Source organism: Luteolibacter sp. Populi (genome assembly GCF_040801775.1).
In the GTDB taxonomy this organism is placed as follows: domain Bacteria; phylum Verrucomicrobiota; class Verrucomicrobiia; order Verrucomicrobiales; family Akkermansiaceae; genus Haloferula.
In genome coordinates, this window is sequence record NZ_CP161812.1 from 4,770,660 (window position 1) to 4,790,078 (window position 19,419).

Genomic DNA, 19,419 nt, shown 5'->3' on the forward strand with positions numbered 1-19,419 from the left:
CGGCGGAGCCCGGCAATGCCTATCGCCGCAGTTCGTCTAACAATTCGTCCAGGGAGATCGAGACGATGGCCGAGGCCTTGTCGCTCATGGCGTAGGGCAGGATCAAGGTCCTGCCGTGGACCAGCGCTCCGCAACTGTACACCACATTCGGCACGTAGCCCTCCCGCTCGTTGCCTTCCGGGGAGAGCAGCGGCTCTTTCAGGCGGCCGATCACCTTGGTGGGATCCTCCAGGTCCAGGAGCGCGGCACCGATGCAATACTTCCGCATCGGGCCCACGCCGTGGGTCAGCACCAGCCAGCCGGCTTCCGTCTCGATCGGCGAGCCGCAGTTGCCGATCTTCACGGACTCCCACATCTCGGCGGGCCGCATCAAGATCTGCGGGTCGCTCCAGTGGTGGGGCTCGTTGGCAAACATGATCAGCATGTTCTCGTCGTCCTGCCGCGATAGCATCGCGTAGCTGCCCTGGATGAGCCTCGGGAAGAGCGCCATGCCTTTGTTCTGCACGGCCTCCCCATTCAGGGTGAGCACCCGGAAATTCAAGAAATCCGCAGTCTCGATCAGCTGCGGCAGGATCGCCTTGCCATTGTAGGCGGTATAGGTGGCATAGTACATCACCTCGCCATTGGCCCCGGTGAATCTCACGAAGCGTGCATCCTCGATGCCGTTGCTCTCGTTCGCGGAAACCGGGAAGATGATCCGCTCGCTCATGGCCAACTTCTCGGAGAAGCGCAGCTCGTAGTTCGAGTCCGCCAGCCACTGCATGCATTCCAGCGTCCGGTGCAGGTCGCGTGCGGCAGGTGCCGCTTGCTTGCGCACGGCGCGGACGCTGCGCGTGAAGTCGCTCCGCGAGAAATGGTCCTCCAGGGACTCGAGCACCGTCGCGGTCCACTCGTTGTCGAAGCCCATCTCATGCAGCTTGGTCACGAAGCTTTCCTTCCGGTAGCTCGGGTTCGGCACCACCTCCGGAATCGTCACGAAGCGCGATACCGAATCGAGGTTGATCCCACCATCGGCCAGGATCACCCCGCTGCGGAACTCGATCGAGGAAATATGCCCCTCGCCGGTCGCCCGCAGGCTCATGATGAAGCGCAGGGCACCTTCCGGAATCCCGCTCTGGTCGGGATGCGGCACGATCGAGGGATTGAAGAGCGCCGCCGATTCCAACGCATACTCGCCGGAGAACAGGGCCCCGATCAACAGCCTCCGCTCATGCGACAGCGGCCGGTGGGTGAAGACATGCGTCTCCACCTTCGCGAAATGCTGCAGCAGCAGGGAATCAATATCGAAATGGCGGGAATCGAACTCGCTCTTCACGCGCGCAAGCTCGGCTGCTACCTCCTTTTCCGTGAGCGCCAGGGCTCGCCCGATGACCGTCGTGATCAGCCGCGGACTGGATGGGATGAAGGGCCGGATGATCACCCGGCTGCTCTCGGGGCTGATGCTGATCTCGTAGCGGCGGAGACGAAGTTTACTCATGCGATTTGCTGGATAGAAGGTCGGCTGGCAGCCAGCGCCTGCCGGAGATCGACCAGCGAAAGAGCGAAAGCCAAGGATGATTCCGCTCCTTGATTCGCATTGACCCGGTCCGGTTGCAAGCCATCGCAGCAACCACCGCCTTCCGGATCGTAAAGTGGCAGGCCCACATCATTCCGGCCGAGGAACCAATCGAAGGCTCGCTCGGCCTCGCCCAGCCACCGTTTGTCGCCTGTGACGCGCCACGCCTCCAGGCACGCGGCGACGCTTGCTTGAGCTTCCAAGGGCTGTTGATCGAAATCGGCACGCTTCCCGCCGCTCGGGTAGAAGCCTTCATTGCCGATCGGCCGGAAATGCCCCGCTCCGGAAGTTTGAACTCCGACCAGCCATTCGAGCGATGCCAGGCCGATCTCGAGAGCGCGGCTCTCCGGCAGCCTGGATCCGCTCGCGATCAAGGCCTGCGGGAGCCGGGCATTGTCATAGGAAAGCGATCTCTCATACCATTGCCATTCGCCGCTGGAATGGCGGTCCCAGAGACCGATCAGACGATCAACAAGCCCGATACGAAGCCGGTGCGCCCGCATGTCCCCTGGGAAGGTCTTCAAGTACTCGTGCAGACCGAGGAGGGTGAATGCCCATGCCCTCGGCGAAGTGAAGGATTCCACCGCGCCCATCCCCGCCTCTAGCAATTCCCCGCAGAGCAAGCGCCGCCCGTCTTTCCTCATCGATGCCGCGCCCGTGGCTGCAGCCCACAGCGCGCGGCCGTGGCTATCCTCGCTGCCGGCTCCCTCCAGCCAAACCCGGCCATGGCTCATGAAATTGCGAAAGCGGCCGTTCCCCGGATTGAATGCATCTGCTAGAAAGGCCAGATACACCGTGGACATCCTCTCCAGCGTGCCGGGATCGGCGTCTTCGGAGGCGTCCAGCTGGTTGCACAAGATCAGGCCGCGCGCATTGTCATCCGTGCAATAGCCTTCCTTGTACAGAGGAACATCGTAGATCGCGTGTTGAAACAAGCCGGTGCCGTCCGTCATCCGCGACAGATGCTCCAGCCTGAGCACCGGCAGCCCGCGTGACTTCCAACCCGGAAAAGCCGTCACCCGTTCGGAGTCGGCCAGCGCGCGCGCGAAGGATTGCCGGTATCTCGCGGCGACTGCCGGCCAGATCATGTTCCGACCTTCCTGGTAGGCCGCGGCACGGATCGTCTCCATCTCCTGCGGATGATCGAACAAGCGGTTCACCGCGGCGGTGATCGCCGCCGAGTCGCGCGAGGCCACCAGGACCCCCTTGCCGCCGGCCAGCAATTCCTGCGCATGCAGGTAGGGCGTGGAGACGACCACCTTCCCCGCCCCGATGGCTTGTGCGAGCGTGCCGGAGGTGATCTGGGCTTCATTCGGATAAGGAGTGAGATAGATGTCCGCGGCCGCCATGTAATGCTCCAGCTCCCCCAGCGTCACATAGCAGTCCTCGAACCGTACATTCGGGCCCACCCCCAGCTCTTCTGCCAATTCGCCCAGCGACTCGCGGTAGCGCTCGCCTTCGCTGGCCACCAGGTTCGGATGGGTCGCGCCCAGGACGACATAGAGGACCTCCGGGTGATCCCGCACGATCTCCGGCAGGGCGCGGATGGCATACTCGATTCCCTTCCCGCGGCCAAGCAGGCCGAAGGTCAGCAATATCTTTCTTCCAGCGAAACCCATCTGCTCCTTTTCCGGTCCGGAATCCAGCAGCGCGAAATCCGGAATGCCATGGGGAATCACATCGATCTTCGCCGCATCCACCTCATAGACGTCTCGTAGGATCGTGGCACCCGTCTCCGCCATCACCACCAGCCGCGAACTGCGCCGCGTCAACTCGTCCATCACCTTTCGTTGCTCCACGTCAGGGGTGGCAAGGATGCTATGAAGGGTCGTCACCACCGGCATCCGGAGTTCCCGTAGAAGGGTCAGCAGATAGCTTCCCGCGGGACCCCCGAAGATTCCGAATTCATGTTGGACGCACAGGAGGTTCGCGCCGCTTGCGTTGATCAGGGAGGCGGCTTTGCCATGGGAACTCGCATCCGTTTCATCGATGTTGAAACGCACCTCCGGAGGGTAAGCCACCGTGGCATTGGGAGCGTTCATCGCCGCTACCAGCATTTCGGTATCCGGAAGATCCGCCGCCACTGCTGCCACCAGATCTGCGGTGAAGGTGGCGATCCCGCACCGCCGCGGAATGTAGGTGCCGAGAAAGGCAATCTTCGAGCGCGTTTGCGGATTAATTCCGAGATGGCGGGTTTGGGATCGTTCGCGCGACATGGGTACTCCTTAGCGAAGCCCGTACCGCGCGCCATCGGCTCGTGAACTCCATTAATTTCCAGAAGCCGTGACCCGCTTCTCGACCGCGAGGAGTGCAAAATTTCCCTCAACCGTTTGCACTTTGCACAAAAGAAGAGCACTCCAGCCCTCGCCTCCGTTACCGGGCGCGAGGGAAAAATCTGCCGGGTAATCAGCGCCTCCCGGAGTTAGTCCGCTCCATGCGATAGAAATTTCAGGCACCATACGCGCCATTGGAATCATCCCAACAGTTTTCGCGCCAAGGACTCGGATGACGGCACGAGGGGATGGGATTCTTCAGCCTTCCGCCCGGATTCACCCGCCGCGGGCATACACGAAAAAAGCGCCCCGTACTGGAGCGCTCGTTCTTCGCCACAACCCTCTCGGAGAGAGGATGGTGGGCAGGAAAGGATTCGAACCTTTGAAGGCGTAAGCCAGCAGATTTACAGTCTGCCCCGTTTGACCGCTCCGGAACCTGCCCTTTGTTTCGGCGGGACGGAGAACTAGGGGGAGGTCCCGGCTTTGGCAAGGGAAAATCCGCGCGTGTTAGGGCATTTACCAGATCGTCCGTCCGCCGTTGACCACCAGCGTCTGGCCGGTCAGGAAGGAGGCCTCGCAGGACGCGAAATAGTTCACCGCATGCGCGATGTCCGCCGGCCTTCCCCAGCGGCCCAGCGGCACCGTCGCCAGATAGCTGGCCTTGTGCTCCTCTGCCACCTCGTCGTGCCGTTCCACCGGGATCCAGCCGGGCGCCACCGTGTTCACCGTGATCCCGTGCGGCGCCAGCTCGTTGGCCATCGATCGGCTCCAGCCGATCTGCCCGCCCTTCGCCGCCACGTAGGCGCTGAATTCCGCCATCCCCAGGTGATACACCTCGCTGGTGATATTGATGATCCGGCCCCTGCCCTCCGCCTTCATCCCCGGCACCAGCCGCTTCGCCAGCAGGAAGGGGCTTTTCACGAAGGCTTCCAGCATCGACTCGTGATCCTCCCACGTGTAATCCTCCAGCTTCTTCATCGGCTGGTGCGGCGTCGCATTCGCCACCACGATGTCCACCGGCCCGAAGCCCGCTTCGATCTCGCCCGCCATCCGGTCCACCTCGGCCTCGTTCGTCACGTCGCCCGCCACCAGCATCGCCTCGCCGCCCGCGGCGCGGATTCCCTCCACCACCGCTTCGCCCGCTGCCCGGTTCGCGAAGCAATTCACCACGGTGCGGGCCCCGGCGGCAGCCAGGGTCTCGGCGATGATCCGCCCGAGCCCGCGGCTGGATCCGGTGATCCAAGCGATGCGGCCGTCGAGGCGGAAGGGCGGGTGGGCAACAGACATGGCGGGGATGTAACGGGCAGCTCTTACGAGGCCAAGAGTCAACCGCGTTTCGAAAATCCGCGGGTAGCGATTTGCGTGCAAATCCTGTCATGCTTTTGGCGGAGAACGCTTGGCCCTCCGTCAGGTTTGCTGTGGCGAGTCGAGCGGATGCCGCGGATAGACGTCAGACAGGAGATCATCCCGAAGAGCCAAGGAATGGATCCATCAGCAACCTGACGGAGAGCTAAACACTTTGCGGATTCCTCCATCCGGAGATTTCTCGCGCAACCTCGGCTCCCTTTCCCGGGTAAAAGAACCCGTGATCCGCCTGATTCTTCTCTTCGCCGCCCTGCTTCCCGCCGCCCTTCGTGCCGCGGATAAGCCGAATATCCTCTTCCTCTTCGCGGATGACATGACCTGGAAGGCCGTCCACTCCATCTCCGGGGAGGACATCGATACCCCGAATCTCGACCGCCTCGCCGCCCGCGGCAGCACTTTCACCCACGCCTACAATCCCGGCGGCTGGCACGGTGCCATCTGCGTCGCCAGCCGCAGCATGCTCATGACCGGCCTCCCGCTCTGGAAGGCCAAGGCTGCCGAGCCAAAGCTGAATTCGGACTTCGTCGCTCGCGACCGCCTCTGGCCCCAGCTCCTCGCCACCGCCGGCTACCGCACCTGCTTCTCCGGCAAGTGGCACATCCAGGCCGACCACACCCGGGCCTTCCAGCAGATCCGCCACTACCGCCCCGGCGGCATGGCCCCGGACCGCAAGAACGCCTACTTCCGCCCCCTCGAAGGCCAGCCCGATACCTGGAGCCCCACCGACCCCGCCGAGGGCGGCTTCTGGACCGGCGGCGAGCACTGGAGCGCCGTCATCGCCGATGACTTCCCCGTCTTCCTCGCCGACTCCGATTCGCGCCCCTGGTTCATGTACTTGGCCTTCAATGCCCCTCACGACCCCCGCCAATCCCCCCAGGCCACCCTCGACCGCTACCCCCTCTCCCGCATCAAGGTTCCGCCGAATTTCCTGCCCACCTATCCCTACCGCGTCGAGATGGGCGCGGGCGATGACATGCGGGATGAAAAGCTCGCGCCCTTCCCCCGCACCCCCTTCGCCGTCCAGACCCACCGCCGGGAATACTACGCCGCCATCACCTACCTCGATGCCCAGATCGGCCGCATCCTCGATGCCCTCGACCAGAGCCCCGCGGCCAAGAACACCTACATCTTCTTCACCGCCGACCACGGCCTCTCCTGCGGCGAGCACGGCCTCATGGGAAAGCAGAACCTCTACGACTCCAGCGTCCGCGTCCCCTTCATCGTCGCCGGCCCCGGTGTCCCCGCCGGCAAGCGTATCGCCGCCCCCGTCTACCTCCAGGACGCCATGCCCACCGTCCTCAAGCTCGCCGGCGCCCCCGTCTCCGCCGGGATTGGCTTCCAAGACCTCCGCCCGCATTGGGAGGAGAATGGGCAGGGAACCCCGCGCGATGCCATCATCGGCGCCTTCCGCGATCGCCAGCGCATGATCACCCGCGATGGCAAAAAGCTCATCCTCTACCCGCTCCCCAAGGTCATCCACCTCTTCGACCTCAAGACCGACCCCGACGAAATGCACGACCTCTCCGCCACCCCGGAGGGCGCAGCCCTCGCCAAATCCCTCTTCCAGCGTCTCCTGGAAATCCAAAAGGAAACCGCCGACCCCCTCGACCTCCGCCCCACCTTCCCAAGCCTCCAGTAGCAAAAAGGAGCCGCCCCCCGCGCCCCAATCTCTCCTTCCGTATATTCCGAGTATTCCGTGGTTCGCCTTCCTGCCTTTCCTCTTAAAACTTGGACGTTCAATGTTGGACGTTCGATGTTCGATGTTTGCCTTTCTGCCTCCCCTGCGCCCTCCGCGCCTCCGCGTTTCGTTCCCTCCCATCCCCCGCTTGTCAAAACCCACCGCTCTCCCCGCCACCCTCCGCCAAAAACACCCCTTCCCAAGGTTTCCCGCTTCCCTCCGCCCGCCCCCTCCTCCTAGCGTCCCCACCATGGCCATCGACGTCGCTCTTCTCTCCCGTATCTGCGAAGCCCCCGGCGCCCCCGGCTTCGAGAAGCTCATCCGCGAACTCGTCCTCAAGGAAATCGCAGGCCTCGCCGACGAAATCCGCGTCGACAACATGGGCAACGTCATCGCCCTCAAGAAAGGCCGCTCCTCTGCCAAAAGGGCCATGGCCGCGGCCCACATGGACGAGATCGGCTTCATCGTCACCCATGTCGATGACAAGGGCTTCATCCGTTTCAATCCCCTCGGCGGCTTCGACCCGAAGACCCTCACCTCCCAGCGCGTCATCGTCCACGGTAAGAAGGACCTCATCGGTGTCATGGGCTCCAAGCCCACCCACATCATGCAGCCGGAGGACCGCAACAAACCGGCCAAGATCACCGACTACTTCATCGATACCGGCCTCCCGAAAAAGGAAGTCTCCAAGTATGTCGAAGTCGGCAATGCCGTCACCCGCTGGAGCCCTCTCCTCGAACTCGGCGAATGCGTGAACGTCAAGTCCCTCGACAACCGCGTCTGCGTCTTCCTCCTCATCGAGGCCCTGCGCGTCCTGCAAAAAACCCGCAAGAAGCCCGCCTACGACTTCTACGCCGTCTTCACCGTCCAGGAAGAAGTCGGCCTCCGCGGTGCCAATGTCTCCGCCCTCGATATCAAGCCCGACTTCGGCTTCGGCCTCGATACCACCATCGCCTACGATGTCCCCGGCTCCACCCCGCAGGAACGCTGCACCGCCCTTGGCGAGGGCGCGGGCATCAAGATCATGGATAGCTCGGTCATCTGCGACTACCGCATGATCGCCTACATGAAGAAGACCGCGGACAAGCACAAGATCAAGTGGCAGCCGGAGATCCTCTCCGCCGGCGGCACCGATACCGCCGGCCTCCAGCGCATGGTCCCCGGCGGCTCCATCGCCGGCGCCGTCTCCGTCCCCACCCGCCACATCCACCAGACCATCGAGACCGTCCACAAGAAGGACCTCCAGGCCTCCATCGACCTCCTCGTCGCCTGCGTCTGCGAACTCGATAAAGGCGACTGGAAGTTCTAACAACTCCGCCTCGATCAACGAGGAGCCGCGCCCGCCATCCCGCAAGGAGGGGGTGCGGCTCGCGCCCCTCGGCTTAACCTCTTCAGCCCCACAGGGGCGTTCCATACCAGCCTAGGGCGAAAGCCCTAGCGCTCTCGCAAGAAGATCCCGGAGCCCTGTAGAGGCGATCTAACCCGGCAATCCACCGCGCCCCTGCCCCTCTCCCGCAGGGAGAATAGCAAGTAACCGGGGGTCGAGCGCCTCAAGCGCGACCCCCCCCCGGTTGGACGTCAATGTCAACGAACCTCGGATGGGGTTCCAGCGGATCCCCGCAATACCCCTGCCTCCTCCACCTCCGCATCACGGCTCCGGAAACAGCTCTTCAAGAGCATCCGCGAAAATCTTCATCCCCCGCGCATTCGGATGGTTGATCGAGTTCACCATCAGGGAGGTATACGGAATGCCTTGCCGCCAAAGCCGCCCGTAACGCGCCGACCCATCGGCGATCAGAACCGGATACTGTTCCGGCAGCTTCCTGAGGAATGCGACGTAGGGCCGCGGATCCTCGTCGATATCCCGCTCCTTCTGGAGTCCCATCCATGAGGGGCGCACGTAGTGCGGGGTCAGGATGATCCATTCCGCCCCGATGCTACGAAAGTCATCGTAGATGCGGCGATAAGCGCCTTCGTAAGCCGGAGCGGTCAATCCCGCATCATTCACGAACTCGGAAATCACCAGGTCGGGCTTCGCACCGAGCACCTTGGCCTGATAATTGTGTTCGGACCCGGGTGGTTCATTCAGATAGGCCGTGGTCGTGCGCCCGCCCCAGGCTGCGCTGACGAGATCGATCTTCGCCTGGGGATATTTCGCGCGGAGTCTTGCCGCAAATTGCTCCTGCCATCGCTCCGCGGGCGGCAGATAGACCCCGGCCGTCACGCTATCACCCCACGCCAGGATGCGCACGGGTTCGCCCGCGCGGAGCTTCTCCATCAGCTTCGGGAAACGCTTCGCCACCGTGAGCGCCGGCGGCGTTGCCGGATAGCGTGCTTCCAGAATTGGGAAGAGATGTTCTTCCCCCAGCTTCGCGATCGGCCCGGGAATCCAGACATTTCCCAGCAGGCGGCCATCGGCCGGCAGCGCGGGCGGAACGGGTGCCGCAGCGGCACCATCGCCCTGGATCACGATGGTGGATCCATCAGGCATCCGCACCACCGAATCGATCCGCAGGAAGGTGTGGCGATAGCTGGCGAAGACCGCCGCGTCCCCGCTCAAGGCACCGCCCTCAAGCCTTCCAAAGGTTCCCCACGATGGCTCGATCTCCCAATCCTTGCCGCGGGTGAAGATTGCTGCATCCGCCCCCTCCGATGAACGGAGTATCACGCTCCCGGTATCCACCAGATCCGGGGTGGAGCACGCCTCGGCCAGATTGCCGGCGAACTTTGCGCCGTTGTTCCAGCCGCCACCATTCGGATTGTAGAGCGGCAGCCCTGCGAATCTTTCCGAACGCACTTCCTGATAGACAGGTGCTGCGATGTCCAGAGTGGCAGTCGCGCCACCGGGAACAGTCACCGCAATTTTCCAATCCCCGGCCAAGGAGATCAGGGTGGGAGGCAGCGGGCTTTCGTCCATGGCCGCGCTGGCCGCCCCCTTGTCCATCAGCCATGCGACCAGATCGCGCACTTGCTCCCGCGGCAGCGAATCGATCATGCCTTCCGGCATCAGCGAATTTGGCAGCGTCTCGATCTTGGTGATCTCCTCCGTGGCCAGGGAGACCTTCTCCGTGAGCGTCTGGAACTCCGTGCTGCGCTCGCCCTTGGCGCGGATCATGCCGGCGAGCACGCGCCCGTCCTTGAGCGTCACCAGGGATAGCTGGTTCTCCTTGGCCACGGTCGCGCCCGGATCCAGGATGTTAGAGAGCAGGTAGTCGAGATTGTCCCGTCCGCCGCCCGTGAGCTCCGGGCCCACCATGCCGCCTTCTCCATACATCTTGTGACAAGAGGCGCAGAGCTGACGGAAGGCCTCCTTCCCCTTCGGCTTGTCGGCTCGCGAGAGCGTCTTCGGTGTCAGGTAGAGCTTCCATTGCTGAAGCGCCTCCGCCTTCCCGGCACTGGTGTCCCGCACTTCCCCCCACAGGGTCGTGATCCGGCTTGAGAGTGCTGGCGCATCCAGCGAGCGGATCTGCCGGACTTGGAAGGGCGTGAGCACGGAGCCCGGCAAGCTGCCGGATTCGATGGCATCCAGCAGCAACGAGGCCCACGCGGCACGGGAGATCAGCGCCGTGGTCGCATGCGTCTTGTCGCCATCCTCAAGCGTGGATAAGCGCTGGATCAGGAAGATGGCATTCGCCGTGTCCTCTTCAAGCGTCAGCCGTTCGATGGCCTGCGCAGTCAGCCCCGGCTTGCCGATCAGGTTTTTTGCAAGCTCGAGCGAGCCGGGGTCGCGGATGGCGGTGAGCGAGCGCAGCGCTTGCTTCCGGGCTTCCATGCCGGAGCCTTCATCCCCGGCGATCGCACGGTTTGCCGCTATCGCGGCGGGATCCCGGTAGAGCGTGCCGATCAAGCGATAGAGTTTCACCAACTCGGGATGGCCGGTCTTTGCCAGCACCTCGGAGAGTTGAGGCCATGAGGCGGGCGAGCGCGGGCTGCCGCTTCCTTCAAGCGACTTCGCCAGACCGGCGAGCAGGTCGCGCTTCCACTCGTCCGGAGCCGGGACAGCGTGTTGCACCAGGGAATCGAATGCCTGCTCCGGGTCCGCGGGATCCATCGCCAGGCGGCGCGCGATGTAATTCCGCACCAAGGGAATGGCACAAGTCTTGGCCAGTCCCGCGAGCCCGGCACGGTGAGAGCCGGCCAAGGGCTCGATGCCATACCACAGCATCAGCGGGAGATTGTGATCCTGTGCATCCTCCGCGTGCCCGAGCAAGGGAGCAGCCACTCCGGCGCGAGCGGGTAGGGGTAGGCGTTGCAGGCCGGAAGCAAGTGCGAGTCTCACGGCAGGCGAACCTTCCTTGGTGGCGAGTTGGGTCAGCGCGGTGATCGTGTTGGCATCCACGCTGGCCGGGGCGGGATCATCAAGCAGCAGGCGGATCGCCCAAATCCGCAGCGGGGGCGCTGGATCACCAAGCAAGCGCAACAGCAATCCCCGATCCGCCTTGCCGATCGCATGCAGCGCCCAAAGTGCACGGAGCTTCAGCGTCGCGGTCGCACCGCTTTCAAGCTGCTGCTGAAGTGCAGGGACGATGCTCTCCGTAGCTCCTCCCCTGGCGGCATGATCCTGCAGGGCCAGCTGTGCCCGCCGCGCGAACCATTCATTCCGGTGGGCCAGCAGGGGCAGCAATTGCTCCGGCGACAGTGCTGCCACATCTGGCACCGCCGGCACCGCAGGGGTTCCATAAGAGATCTTGTAAATCCGGCCGGACTGACGGTGGATACCGTCGTCGTCATGACACTCGCCGGTGTCCGACCAATCGGACACGAACACGCTGCCATCCGGACCGTAGAGCAGGTCGATCCCGCGGAACCACGGATCCGCGGAGAAGGCCAGGTCCGGCCCGTGACGGCCGGTGAAGCCGCTGCCGCCCGCTTCCAGGAACTCGCGGTTCAGGCGGCGGCCGTGGAAGTTGATCGTGAAGAGATTACCCCGGTATTCTTCAGGCCAGTTGTCACCCAGGTAGATCATCAGGCCGGTATGCGCGTGCCCGCCGCCTGCCGATGAAGATTCCGTGCTGATCCCTTGGCGGACCTCATCCCACTTCTCCGCCGTGTCCCAGTGCACATGGTCCGCGTGCTGGTCGATCTGCCCGAAGATGTAAGGACTGTAGTCATCACCGAACATCCGCTTGTAGTGAGCTCCCGGAATCACATGCCAGAGGTGGCCGATCACCGTGTTGATCATGAAAGGTTCGCCATGTTCGTCCCAATCCATGCCCCACGGATTGGTCGTCCCTTCCGCGACGATCTCCACGGACTTCCTCGCCGGGTGGTAGCGCCAGATGCCGCCGTTCAGCTTCTTCCGATCCGCGAGAGCCGTGCCCGGTTGGCCTAACAGGGAGTGCGCGAGAATTCCCTGCCGGCCATACAGCCAGCCATCCGGTCCCCACCGCAAGCCGTTCGCCATCGTGTGGGCGGAGCCCTTGATGTCGAATCCATCGAGCAGCGCCACCCGCGGCCCGTCCGGGACGTCATCGCGATTCAGATCCGGGAAGAAGACAAGATCCGGCAAGCTCAGGGCCCACACGCCGCCGAGTCCCACCTGGACGCTGGTCAGCCGCTCCAGTCCGTCCGCGAAAACCGTCCGCTTGTCATGCACCCCGTCGTGATTCGTGTCCTCCAGAATGATAATGCGATCCCGTAGCTTCGGCTCATAATACCCGCCGCTATGCCCGGCGTACATGTAGCTTTCCGCCACCCACGCCCGGCCGCGGTCATCGAGGCACATCGCGATCGGTTGCCGGACATCCGGTTCGCTGGCAAAGGCCGTCGCGCGGAATCCCGGCGGCAATTTCCAATCCGCCGCCGCCTGTGCGGCACCCAGTGGGGCGGTCGCAGACTTCTCGGTATTGAAAGGCTCGTCGGCCCGGGCAGGAACGCTGATGGCCAGGGTGCCAGCGAGAACACGGAGAAGCCAGATCATGGGCATGACGCATGGCTACGCGGAGATACCAAGGATTCTTCGGCCCTTTCGCGATTGTCCGCGTCATCACCCGCGGCCAAGCGCCAGCGTGCAAGTGACGAAAGAGAAGAACCCCCATGGGTATTCGATTATTCCTCCTTTTTCTCCTCTTCCTCCTGTTCAAATTTCCGGCTCCTCATCCGCGGAATCCGCGATGAAAATTTCCCCGTCCCGCCTAACAACCCCGGCATCCATCCCGGTCCCAATCCTCCTCATCTGCGTGCATCCCGTTTATCTCCGGTTAAATGGCTTTCCGCAAACCGATCAGCAGCCCTGACAGCAAGGTCCAAAAAGCAGCCGCCGGACCCTCCGGCGACCGCCTCAAATCTAACCAATCACTCCGCCGTCAGCGGCCCATTGATCTTCTTCAAATCCGCCGCATCGATCTTCATCACCTTCCGGTCATAACTCATCAGACCGTTGATCTCCTCCTCCACATCCGTCGTCTGCGTGTAAACGCCCGCCGAGACCCCCTTGGCCTTCAGCTCCGTCAGCACCTGGATCGACTTCTCGTACCGCTCCCGATACTCATCGATACTCTTCGGCAATCCCCCATAGCCCCAGTTGCCCTTGCTATCATCCCACAGGTGCCCCTTCACCGGCCAACCGTGGCCGCCGAACTCACCCACCACCTTCACGAAATCCTTATACCGCGGATCTTCCAGCGGATAACCCGGATCCGGATAGCGGTGCTCGTCCGCGATGTGTCCCACCGGCCAGAAATTCCCGCCGCTCGCGATGTTGATCAGGCGGCTCGGGTCCCGCTTCACCGCCCATGCGCCCACCTCCATCGTCCGGTGCTGGCCCCATGCCTCGTTGAAAGGCGTCCACACCACGATGCTCGGGAAATTCCCTAGCAGCGTGATCATCGCGTCCAGCTCGGTCATCCACTGCTTGTGGTCCGCATCGCTCCACTCCGCGTCCTTCGGGTTCAGGCCGAAGCGTGTCCACGGCGGGCTCGCGCCACCGCTCACCTGGTCCTGCCACACCAGCATCCCGATCTTGTCGCAGTGGTAGTAGTAGCGCTGCGGCTCCACCTTGATGTGCTTGCGGATCATGTTGAAGCCCGCGTCCTTCAGCCACTTGATTTCGAAGACCATCGCATCGTCGGAAGGCGGCGTCAGCAGCCCGTCCGGCCACCAGCCCTGATCGAGGGGACCCCAGTGGAAGATCGGCTTGTCGTTCAGCGTGAACCGCAGGTGGCCATCCTTGTCCCGCTCCATCCCCACCTTGCGCATCCCCGTGTAGCTCATCACCTCGTCGAAGCCCGGAATACTCACCTTGATGTCGTAGAGGTGCGGGCTGTTAGGCGACCACAGCTTCGGCTCCGGCACCTTGAACACGATCGGCCCGGACTTCGACTCCGCCACCACCTTGCCACCATCCAGCAGCTGTGCCTCGATCTTCGCGTCCGCGAAACTGAGACCCTTCAACACCGGCTCGATCTTGATCTCGCCCGTCTTGATGTCGTTCGTGATCACCAGATCCTCGATCCGCTTCTCCGGCACTTCCTCCAGCCACACCGTCTGCCAGATGCCCGAGTTGCGGGTGTAGAAGATCCCGCCGGGATTCAGCACCTGCTTGCCGCGCAGCTGCGCGCCGCCGGTCGCATCCTCCACCCGCACCGTGATGACGTTGTCCGCGTCCTTCAGCGTGTCGGTGATGTCGTAGCTGAAGGGCAGGTTCCCGCCGGTGTGCGTGCCGAGCTCCTGCTCGTTGCACCACACCGTCGTCTTGTAGTCCACCGCCTCGAAGCGGATGAAGACCCGCTTGCCCTCCTGCGCCTTCGCCTCGATCGGCCGGCGATACCACAGCGCCTCATACGGCTGCAGCATCCGGCTCACCCCGGAGAGCTTCGATTCGATCGGGTAGGGGACCAGGATCTTGCCTGCCCACTTCGCCGGCACCTTCGCGTCCTGCGTGGTGATCGCGTAGTCCCACTTGCCGTTGAGATTCGTCCACTCCTTCCGCTGCAGTTGTGGCCGCGGATACTCGCGCCATGCGTTTTCCTCCGTCACCTTCTCGCCCCACGGCGTGATCAGCGGCGAGCGCACCGCGCCATCCCCGCCCACCAGCGTGCGCAGGTCCGGCAGCGCATCCGCATCGATCACGTGCGCGTCGATGTATTGCCCGCCCGTTCCCTGATGACAGTGCACCGCCAGCAAGTTCGCCCCTGCGATCAGCGCCGAACGCTGCGAAGCATCGAGCGGCACGATCTGATAGGACGTCGAGAACTTCTCGAACTTCCCGATCTCCTTCCCGTTCACGTAGACCTCCGCCTCATCATCGTGGTGGATGAAGAGGGCCGCCTTCGCCGGCACTTCCTTCAGCTTGAAGCTGCGCCGCAGCCAAATATCATCAGAGGCCCACTCGGTATTCACCACCCCGCCCGGCGCGCGTTTGCCGCCTTCCTTCCCACCGAATCCGCCGGGCCCGGATTTCCAGGCGTCGTCGTTGAAGCCCGGAGCCTGCCACCCGTCACCGGGCTTGTCGGTCGTGTATCTCCACACCGGCGCGATAGGCGGGGCGGCGACCTCTTGTGCCTGCGCAACCATCGGCAACAGGGTGGCGACTACAGCGAGCCATCGGAATCGTCTCGGGTTACTCATAAGCTTTTGGGGAAAGTTGCCCCGTAATACGCGTTCCACAGGTCAATCTTCCGGGCATTTGCGGGAATCGCATCCTTCGTCCGCCCGCCTCCCCATCAAGCCCCGAATCGTGGCGGCCTTCTACTGCCAAGCCCGGAAGATAGTCTGACGCTGCCGTACACCTTAAAAGGGAGTTACCTTAATGGGGGAACCTTTGTGTCCCCCAAAACGGTACGGGTCCCGCCCCGTTTCGGGGGACGCCCCCCGTCCCCCGGATCGGGACGGGTGGTTTGACCTGCCGGGATGAATCCGCTTCATTGGCAGTGATGACGCGCGGCACCCTGATTTGGCTTGGCTCCCTGCTGGTGGCAGGCGCGTCCCCTCAGCTCGATTTCGCGCTGGGAGTCTTGGCCGGGCAGCGCGGCGATCAAGTGGCCTCCGCGACTGCGATCGAGAAGGCGCGGGCGGAGGACCCGACGGCGTTTCCGCTGGTCGAGCGAGTGGCCGGGATGCGCCGCGCGGCGGGCGATGTGGAGGCCGCTTCGACACTCTACCGCGACTTCGCGAAGGCGGCTCCCGAGCGGCTCGACGCCCAGATCGCCTACGCCGATTTCTTGCGCGACGCCTCACCGGACGATGACTTCGCGGCGAAGATGGCCCGCGAGACCTTGGAGAAAGCTGCCGAGCGCTTCCCGAAACAGATCGGGATCGAGCGCCGGCTCTTCCGCATCTACGAGACCCTGGAGCAGCGCGAGCGCTCCCGCGCAATCTTCGAGAAGCTCGCCAGCTCCAACCGCGGGGACGGGGATACGATGGCGGCGGTGGAAATGGCGCGCACCCTGTTTCCGAAGGACGATCTGGCCGGACGGGTCCGCGTCGATGAACTGCTGAGAAAGGCGGTCGAGGCCTCGCCCGAGAACCCGGTGCTGGCGCGGACCGCCAGCGAGCACTTCCGCAATACCGGACGGCTGCCGGAGGCGGTGCAGATGCTGGAGCTCCACGTCGCCGCCGATCCGGCGTCGATGGATCTCCGGACCCGCCTCGGAATCCTGCAACTCGCCGCCGAACGGCAGGCGGAGGGCGAGAAGACCCTTCTGGATGTGCTGGCGATCGATCCCCGCCAAGCGCTGGCCCACCAGTCGCTGGCCAAGCTCTACCGCAAGCTGGAACGCGCCGACGAGGCCCGCCCGCACGCCGCGGAAGCGCTCAAGATTCGCGGCGGCGATCCCTCCGAGTTCCTGACCCTGGCCGACGAGTTCCTGGCCGCGAACGATCCACGCGAGGCCAGGCTTTTGTTAGAGAAGGCGGTCTTCTTCAACACCTCCGATGCCGCGCTGGCCGTGAAGCTCGCCGTCGCCACCCGCCGCGATCCCGAGTCCCGCGAGCGTGCATCCCGTATCTTCCGCGAAGCCGAAGCCCAGGCCGGCAGCGAGGGCCCGGCGAAGGATCCCGTCTTTCTCACCGAGTTCGCCGAGTCCTTGTTAGAGGGTGGCCAAATCCCCGCCGCCGAAGCCCGCCTGCGCGCCGCGATCCGTGCCTACCCCGCCGAGCAGAAGAAGGAAGCCGCCGCCGCCATGCGCCGCCTCGCCGGGATCTGGGAAGAAGGCAAGCGCAACGCCGAAGCCGCCAAGGCGCTGCTGCAGAGGGCGGATGCTTTGGATCCGAAGTAACGAACGTCTTGGTTGGGCTGCGAACCTCGTCGGGCGTGAGGAATCCTGTGCCTTGGTAAGCCTTCTTTCCCAAAATCAAGCCGCCGCGTCCACGAGGAGCATCGACGAAGAAGATGGTCAGGTTTCCCCAACTCGGGGGTGTCGGAGAAATTGGCCAAAGAACTGGCCAGCCTTGAAAGGAAAGCCGGTTGAGGTAAGAGGTGCGCCTCCTGCTTGCCAGCATCGCTCAAAGCCAACTCCCTATTTGGGCTGTACTCGGGTTCCAAGGGATCAAGGAAATAAAAGGGGCGATTTCGACTGGCGAGATGGCGTGACAAGGGCGCGTCTCTGAAGGCAACTTCAAGTCTAGAAAGCGTGATGTTGGATTGATAGGGAAAAGTGATCTGACTTGTTCTCTTCAAGGCGGCCTCGTCTTCAATCCGTTGCCAGGAGATAAATCTTCAGAAGTTTCCACATTTTCCATGAAAATCTGTAATTGGATTGCCATTGCGGCTATCTCCGGAACCGGTTCCCTTGCTGCGCAAAGTGCCGAAAATTTCGAGTTTGGAATCACCTTGGGGGATCCGCTTGCACCCCACTCCTACATCGATAGCTGGGTCATCGGGGCGCAGACGCAAAGCCGGTTCACGACTCCTGAAGGAGGCATCCTCCTGCACGCCGGGGCGATCGAGACGGCCCGCGGAGCTTTTGACGGAGGCATCTCCTTGTCGGGGAAGCCGATCTCGTTCATTCTCGGTTCTGATTCGGGCAGCAACCCTAATACCGGCACCTTCGACGTGTGGCGGGATGGGGATTATTGGAACAGCAGCGCCGTGACACCGGTATTCCGGATCAATACCGCTGCGAACACCGCGGCTTTCAATTCGCTCGACGTCTCGATCTCCAACGGAACCCTGAAGATCGCCGGCAGCGATGTCTTGACCCAGGCGACATCGGCGGCGGTTCTGGCGGGCCAGGGCTTTGTGACAGGAACCTCGCTCACCGGCACGCTGAGCGCCTATGTCCCCAAACGCTCCTCCGCGACCGGCTCGCTCGCCCTCGGTTCTTCGCAGGCGACGGGAATCCATTCCCTGGGCGCGGGTCTTGCCAATGCCACGGGAGCTTACTCCTATGCAAGCGGCGGCAGCAACGTCACAGCCAGCGGGAGCTATTCGATGGCGAACGGCTATCTGGTGACCGCGAGCGGGGATTACTCCACCGCGTCCGGTATCAATGCCGTGGCTAGCGGTTCCTACTCGTTCGCAAAAGGTTCCGGGGCCAACGCGACGGGGGCGAACTCGGCGGCCTTCGGAACCTATTCGTATGCGAAAGGCGACTACTCCTTCACCAGCGGCTCCGATATCTACGCCGACTCGCTGAACGAAACAGTGTTAGGGAAATCCGGCAAGAGGTCGCTGTCTCCGGGGGGCTCGTATTGGTATGACTTGGACGGGCTTTTCAGGATCGCGAACGGTGAATATTCCAGTGCCAGAAGCGATGCGCTCACAGTGCTGAAGAACGGCCAAACCACTGTGGGCAACAAATACTGGCGCATTGCCGTGGCGCAAAACCCTTCCGCGGCTCTCTCGAACCCGTCATCCCTGATCGACAGCGAGGGGGAGGCCCTGGTGGTGGACGGTCATACGCGCCTTAGGGGCAAGGTCGTGATAGAGCAGGCTCAGGGCGACATTTCCATGGGCATCTACGGCGGCGGCGGTGGAGCGGAGGCGATCATCCACGGGGTGATAGCCGTGTCGGCCGCGTCCGGATCTCCCAATTATAACGGCTCGCTCGTCATCGACGGGCGGACCATCAGCGCCAACGACCTCCAATTCCAGGACGGGAGCCTCGATTCCGGAACGTTTGCCGAAAACGGAACCGCATTGGCGCTCACCTATGTGGGGGATACAGGGGTCCTCTCCAATGGCAAGCGGATCACCCTTACCGCGGCGGGAATTGGCGGTGTAGCCATTGCGATCCGCCCCGCCGAGTAGTGTTTTCGTGCCAGGTATGCCGGGCGCTTCGCTGCGGGCAGTTCAGCCGGGAAAAAGGCCCTCGATTTCCTTCGTTATGTCAAAGTTTTCATCGTTATCACGCACTGGGCCCCAGGAAGGGTGCGGGTCTGGGAGAAGTTGGCGAAACCCGTCGAGGGCGCGGGATTCTGCGCCCCGGAAAGCGGTTTTGTCGGGGTGGAGAGACATGAAAGCGCGGCAGCGGGAGGCGGCGGAGTTCGTTGATGGGTTATCTAAGGTATCAGGAATCTTGCGGTGCAAAACCGGACAGGCGCATCCAAAATCGGCTAGTTATGGAATTCCCTTCCCTTCTCAGACGAAACGGATAGCTGGGTATCGA

9 protein-coding genes and 1 tRNA gene are annotated in these 19,419 nt (G+C 63.1%); 4 read left to right on the forward strand and 6 right to left on the reverse strand.

Going from position 1 to position 19,419, the window contains the following annotated elements; genetic code table 11:
• Positions 1-19: 19 nt before the first annotated feature.
• The 4 genes from ABWK72_RS19380 to ABWK72_RS19395 all read right to left on the reverse strand — a co-directional run bounded on the left by ABWK72_RS19380 (position 20) and on the right by ABWK72_RS19395 (position 5,115).
• Entirely contained in the window at positions 20-1,477 is a 1,458-nt protein-coding gene (locus ABWK72_RS19380) for a glycoside hydrolase family 130 protein (RefSeq protein ID WP_367871223.1), read from the reverse strand.
• Positions 1,474-3,771: a glycosyltransferase gene (locus ABWK72_RS19385; RefSeq protein WP_367871224.1), complete on the reverse strand. Its 2,298-nt coding sequence runs from the start codon at positions 3,769-3,771 to the stop codon at positions 1,474-1,476. The genes ABWK72_RS19380 and ABWK72_RS19385 overlap by 4 nt, the downstream gene beginning before the upstream one ends.
• A gap of 413 nt (positions 3,772-4,184) precedes the next feature.
• Positions 4,185-4,270 (reverse strand) — tRNA-Tyr (locus tag ABWK72_RS19390).
• Positions 4,271-4,344: 74 nt separating this feature from the next.
• The gene (locus ABWK72_RS19395; protein WP_367871225.1) at positions 4,345-5,115 is read right to left on the reverse strand and encodes an SDR family NAD(P)-dependent oxidoreductase; all 771 of its coding nucleotides are present in this window, start codon (positions 5,113-5,115) and stop codon (positions 4,345-4,347) included.
• 298 nt (positions 5,116-5,413) lie between these two features.
• Between ABWK72_RS19395 and ABWK72_RS19400 the strand changes: the two genes are divergently transcribed.
• Both ABWK72_RS19400 and ABWK72_RS19405 read left to right on the forward strand, forming a co-directional pair.
• Complete coding sequence (locus ABWK72_RS19400) at positions 5,414-6,832, forward strand: sulfatase-like hydrolase/transferase (RefSeq protein ID WP_367871226.1); 1,419 nt, start codon at positions 5,414-5,416, stop codon at positions 6,830-6,832.
• A 289-nt stretch (positions 6,833-7,121) separates the two neighbouring features.
• Complete coding sequence (locus ABWK72_RS19405) at positions 7,122-8,180, forward strand: M42 family metallopeptidase (protein ID WP_367871227.1); 1,059 nt, start codon at positions 7,122-7,124, stop codon at positions 8,178-8,180.
• A 339-nt stretch (positions 8,181-8,519) separates the two neighbouring features.
• On the opposite strand, the gene ABWK72_RS19410 is transcribed toward ABWK72_RS19405, so the two are convergent.
• Both ABWK72_RS19410 and ABWK72_RS19415 read right to left on the reverse strand, forming a co-directional pair.
• Complete coding sequence (locus ABWK72_RS19410; protein ID WP_367871228.1) at positions 8,520-12,791, reverse strand: PVC-type heme-binding CxxCH protein; 4,272 nt, start codon at positions 12,789-12,791, stop codon at positions 8,520-8,522.
• A 374-nt stretch (positions 12,792-13,165) separates the two neighbouring features.
• A complete protein-coding gene (locus ABWK72_RS19415; protein ID WP_367871229.1) occupies positions 13,166-15,385 on the reverse strand; it encodes a glycoside hydrolase family 2 protein in 2,220 nt (739 codons plus the stop codon).
• 359 nt (positions 15,386-15,744) lie between these two features.
• Between ABWK72_RS19415 and ABWK72_RS19420 the strand changes: the two genes are divergently transcribed.
• Both ABWK72_RS19420 and ABWK72_RS19425 read left to right on the forward strand, forming a co-directional pair.
• A complete protein-coding gene (locus tag ABWK72_RS19420; RefSeq protein WP_367871230.1) occupies positions 15,745-17,088 on the forward strand; it encodes a tetratricopeptide repeat protein in 1,344 nt (447 codons plus the stop codon).
• 461 nt (positions 17,089-17,549) lie between these two features.
• Positions 17,550-19,061 carry a hypothetical protein gene (locus ABWK72_RS19425; RefSeq protein WP_367871231.1) on the forward strand — a complete coding sequence of 504 codons (1,512 nt, stop codon included), beginning with the start codon at positions 17,550-17,552 and terminating at the stop codon, positions 19,059-19,061.
• Positions 19,062-19,419 lie beyond the last annotated feature (358 nt).

Excerpts from the sequence above, each read along its gene's own strand:
- ABWK72_RS19405 (WP_367871227.1), top strand. The coding sequence starts at position 7,122 with ATGGCCATCGACGTCGCTCTTCTCTCCCGTATCTGCGAAGCCCCCGGC.
- ABWK72_RS19385 (WP_367871224.1), bottom strand. The coding sequence starts at position 3,771 with ATGTCGCGCGAACGATCCCAAACCCGCCATCTCGGAATTAATCCGCAA.
- ABWK72_RS19395 (WP_367871225.1), bottom strand. The coding sequence starts at position 5,115 with ATGTCTGTTGCCCACCCGCCCTTCCGCCTCGACGGCCGCATCGCTTGG.
- ABWK72_RS19420 (WP_367871230.1), top strand. The coding sequence starts at position 15,745 with ATGACGCGCGGCACCCTGATTTGGCTTGGCTCCCTGCTGGTGGCAGGC.
- ABWK72_RS19380 (WP_367871223.1), bottom strand. The coding sequence starts at position 1,477 with ATGAGTAAACTTCGTCTCCGCCGCTACGAGATCAGCATCAGCCCCGAG.
- ABWK72_RS19410 (WP_367871228.1), bottom strand. The coding sequence starts at position 12,791 with ATGATCTGGCTTCTCCGTGTTCTCGCTGGCACCCTGGCCATCAGCGTT.
- ABWK72_RS19425 (WP_367871231.1), top strand. The coding sequence starts at position 17,550 with ATGAAAATCTGTAATTGGATTGCCATTGCGGCTATCTCCGGAACCGGT.
- ABWK72_RS19415 (WP_367871229.1), bottom strand. The coding sequence starts at position 15,385 with ATGGTTGCGCAGGCACAAGAGGTCGCCGCCCCGCCTATCGCGCCGGTG.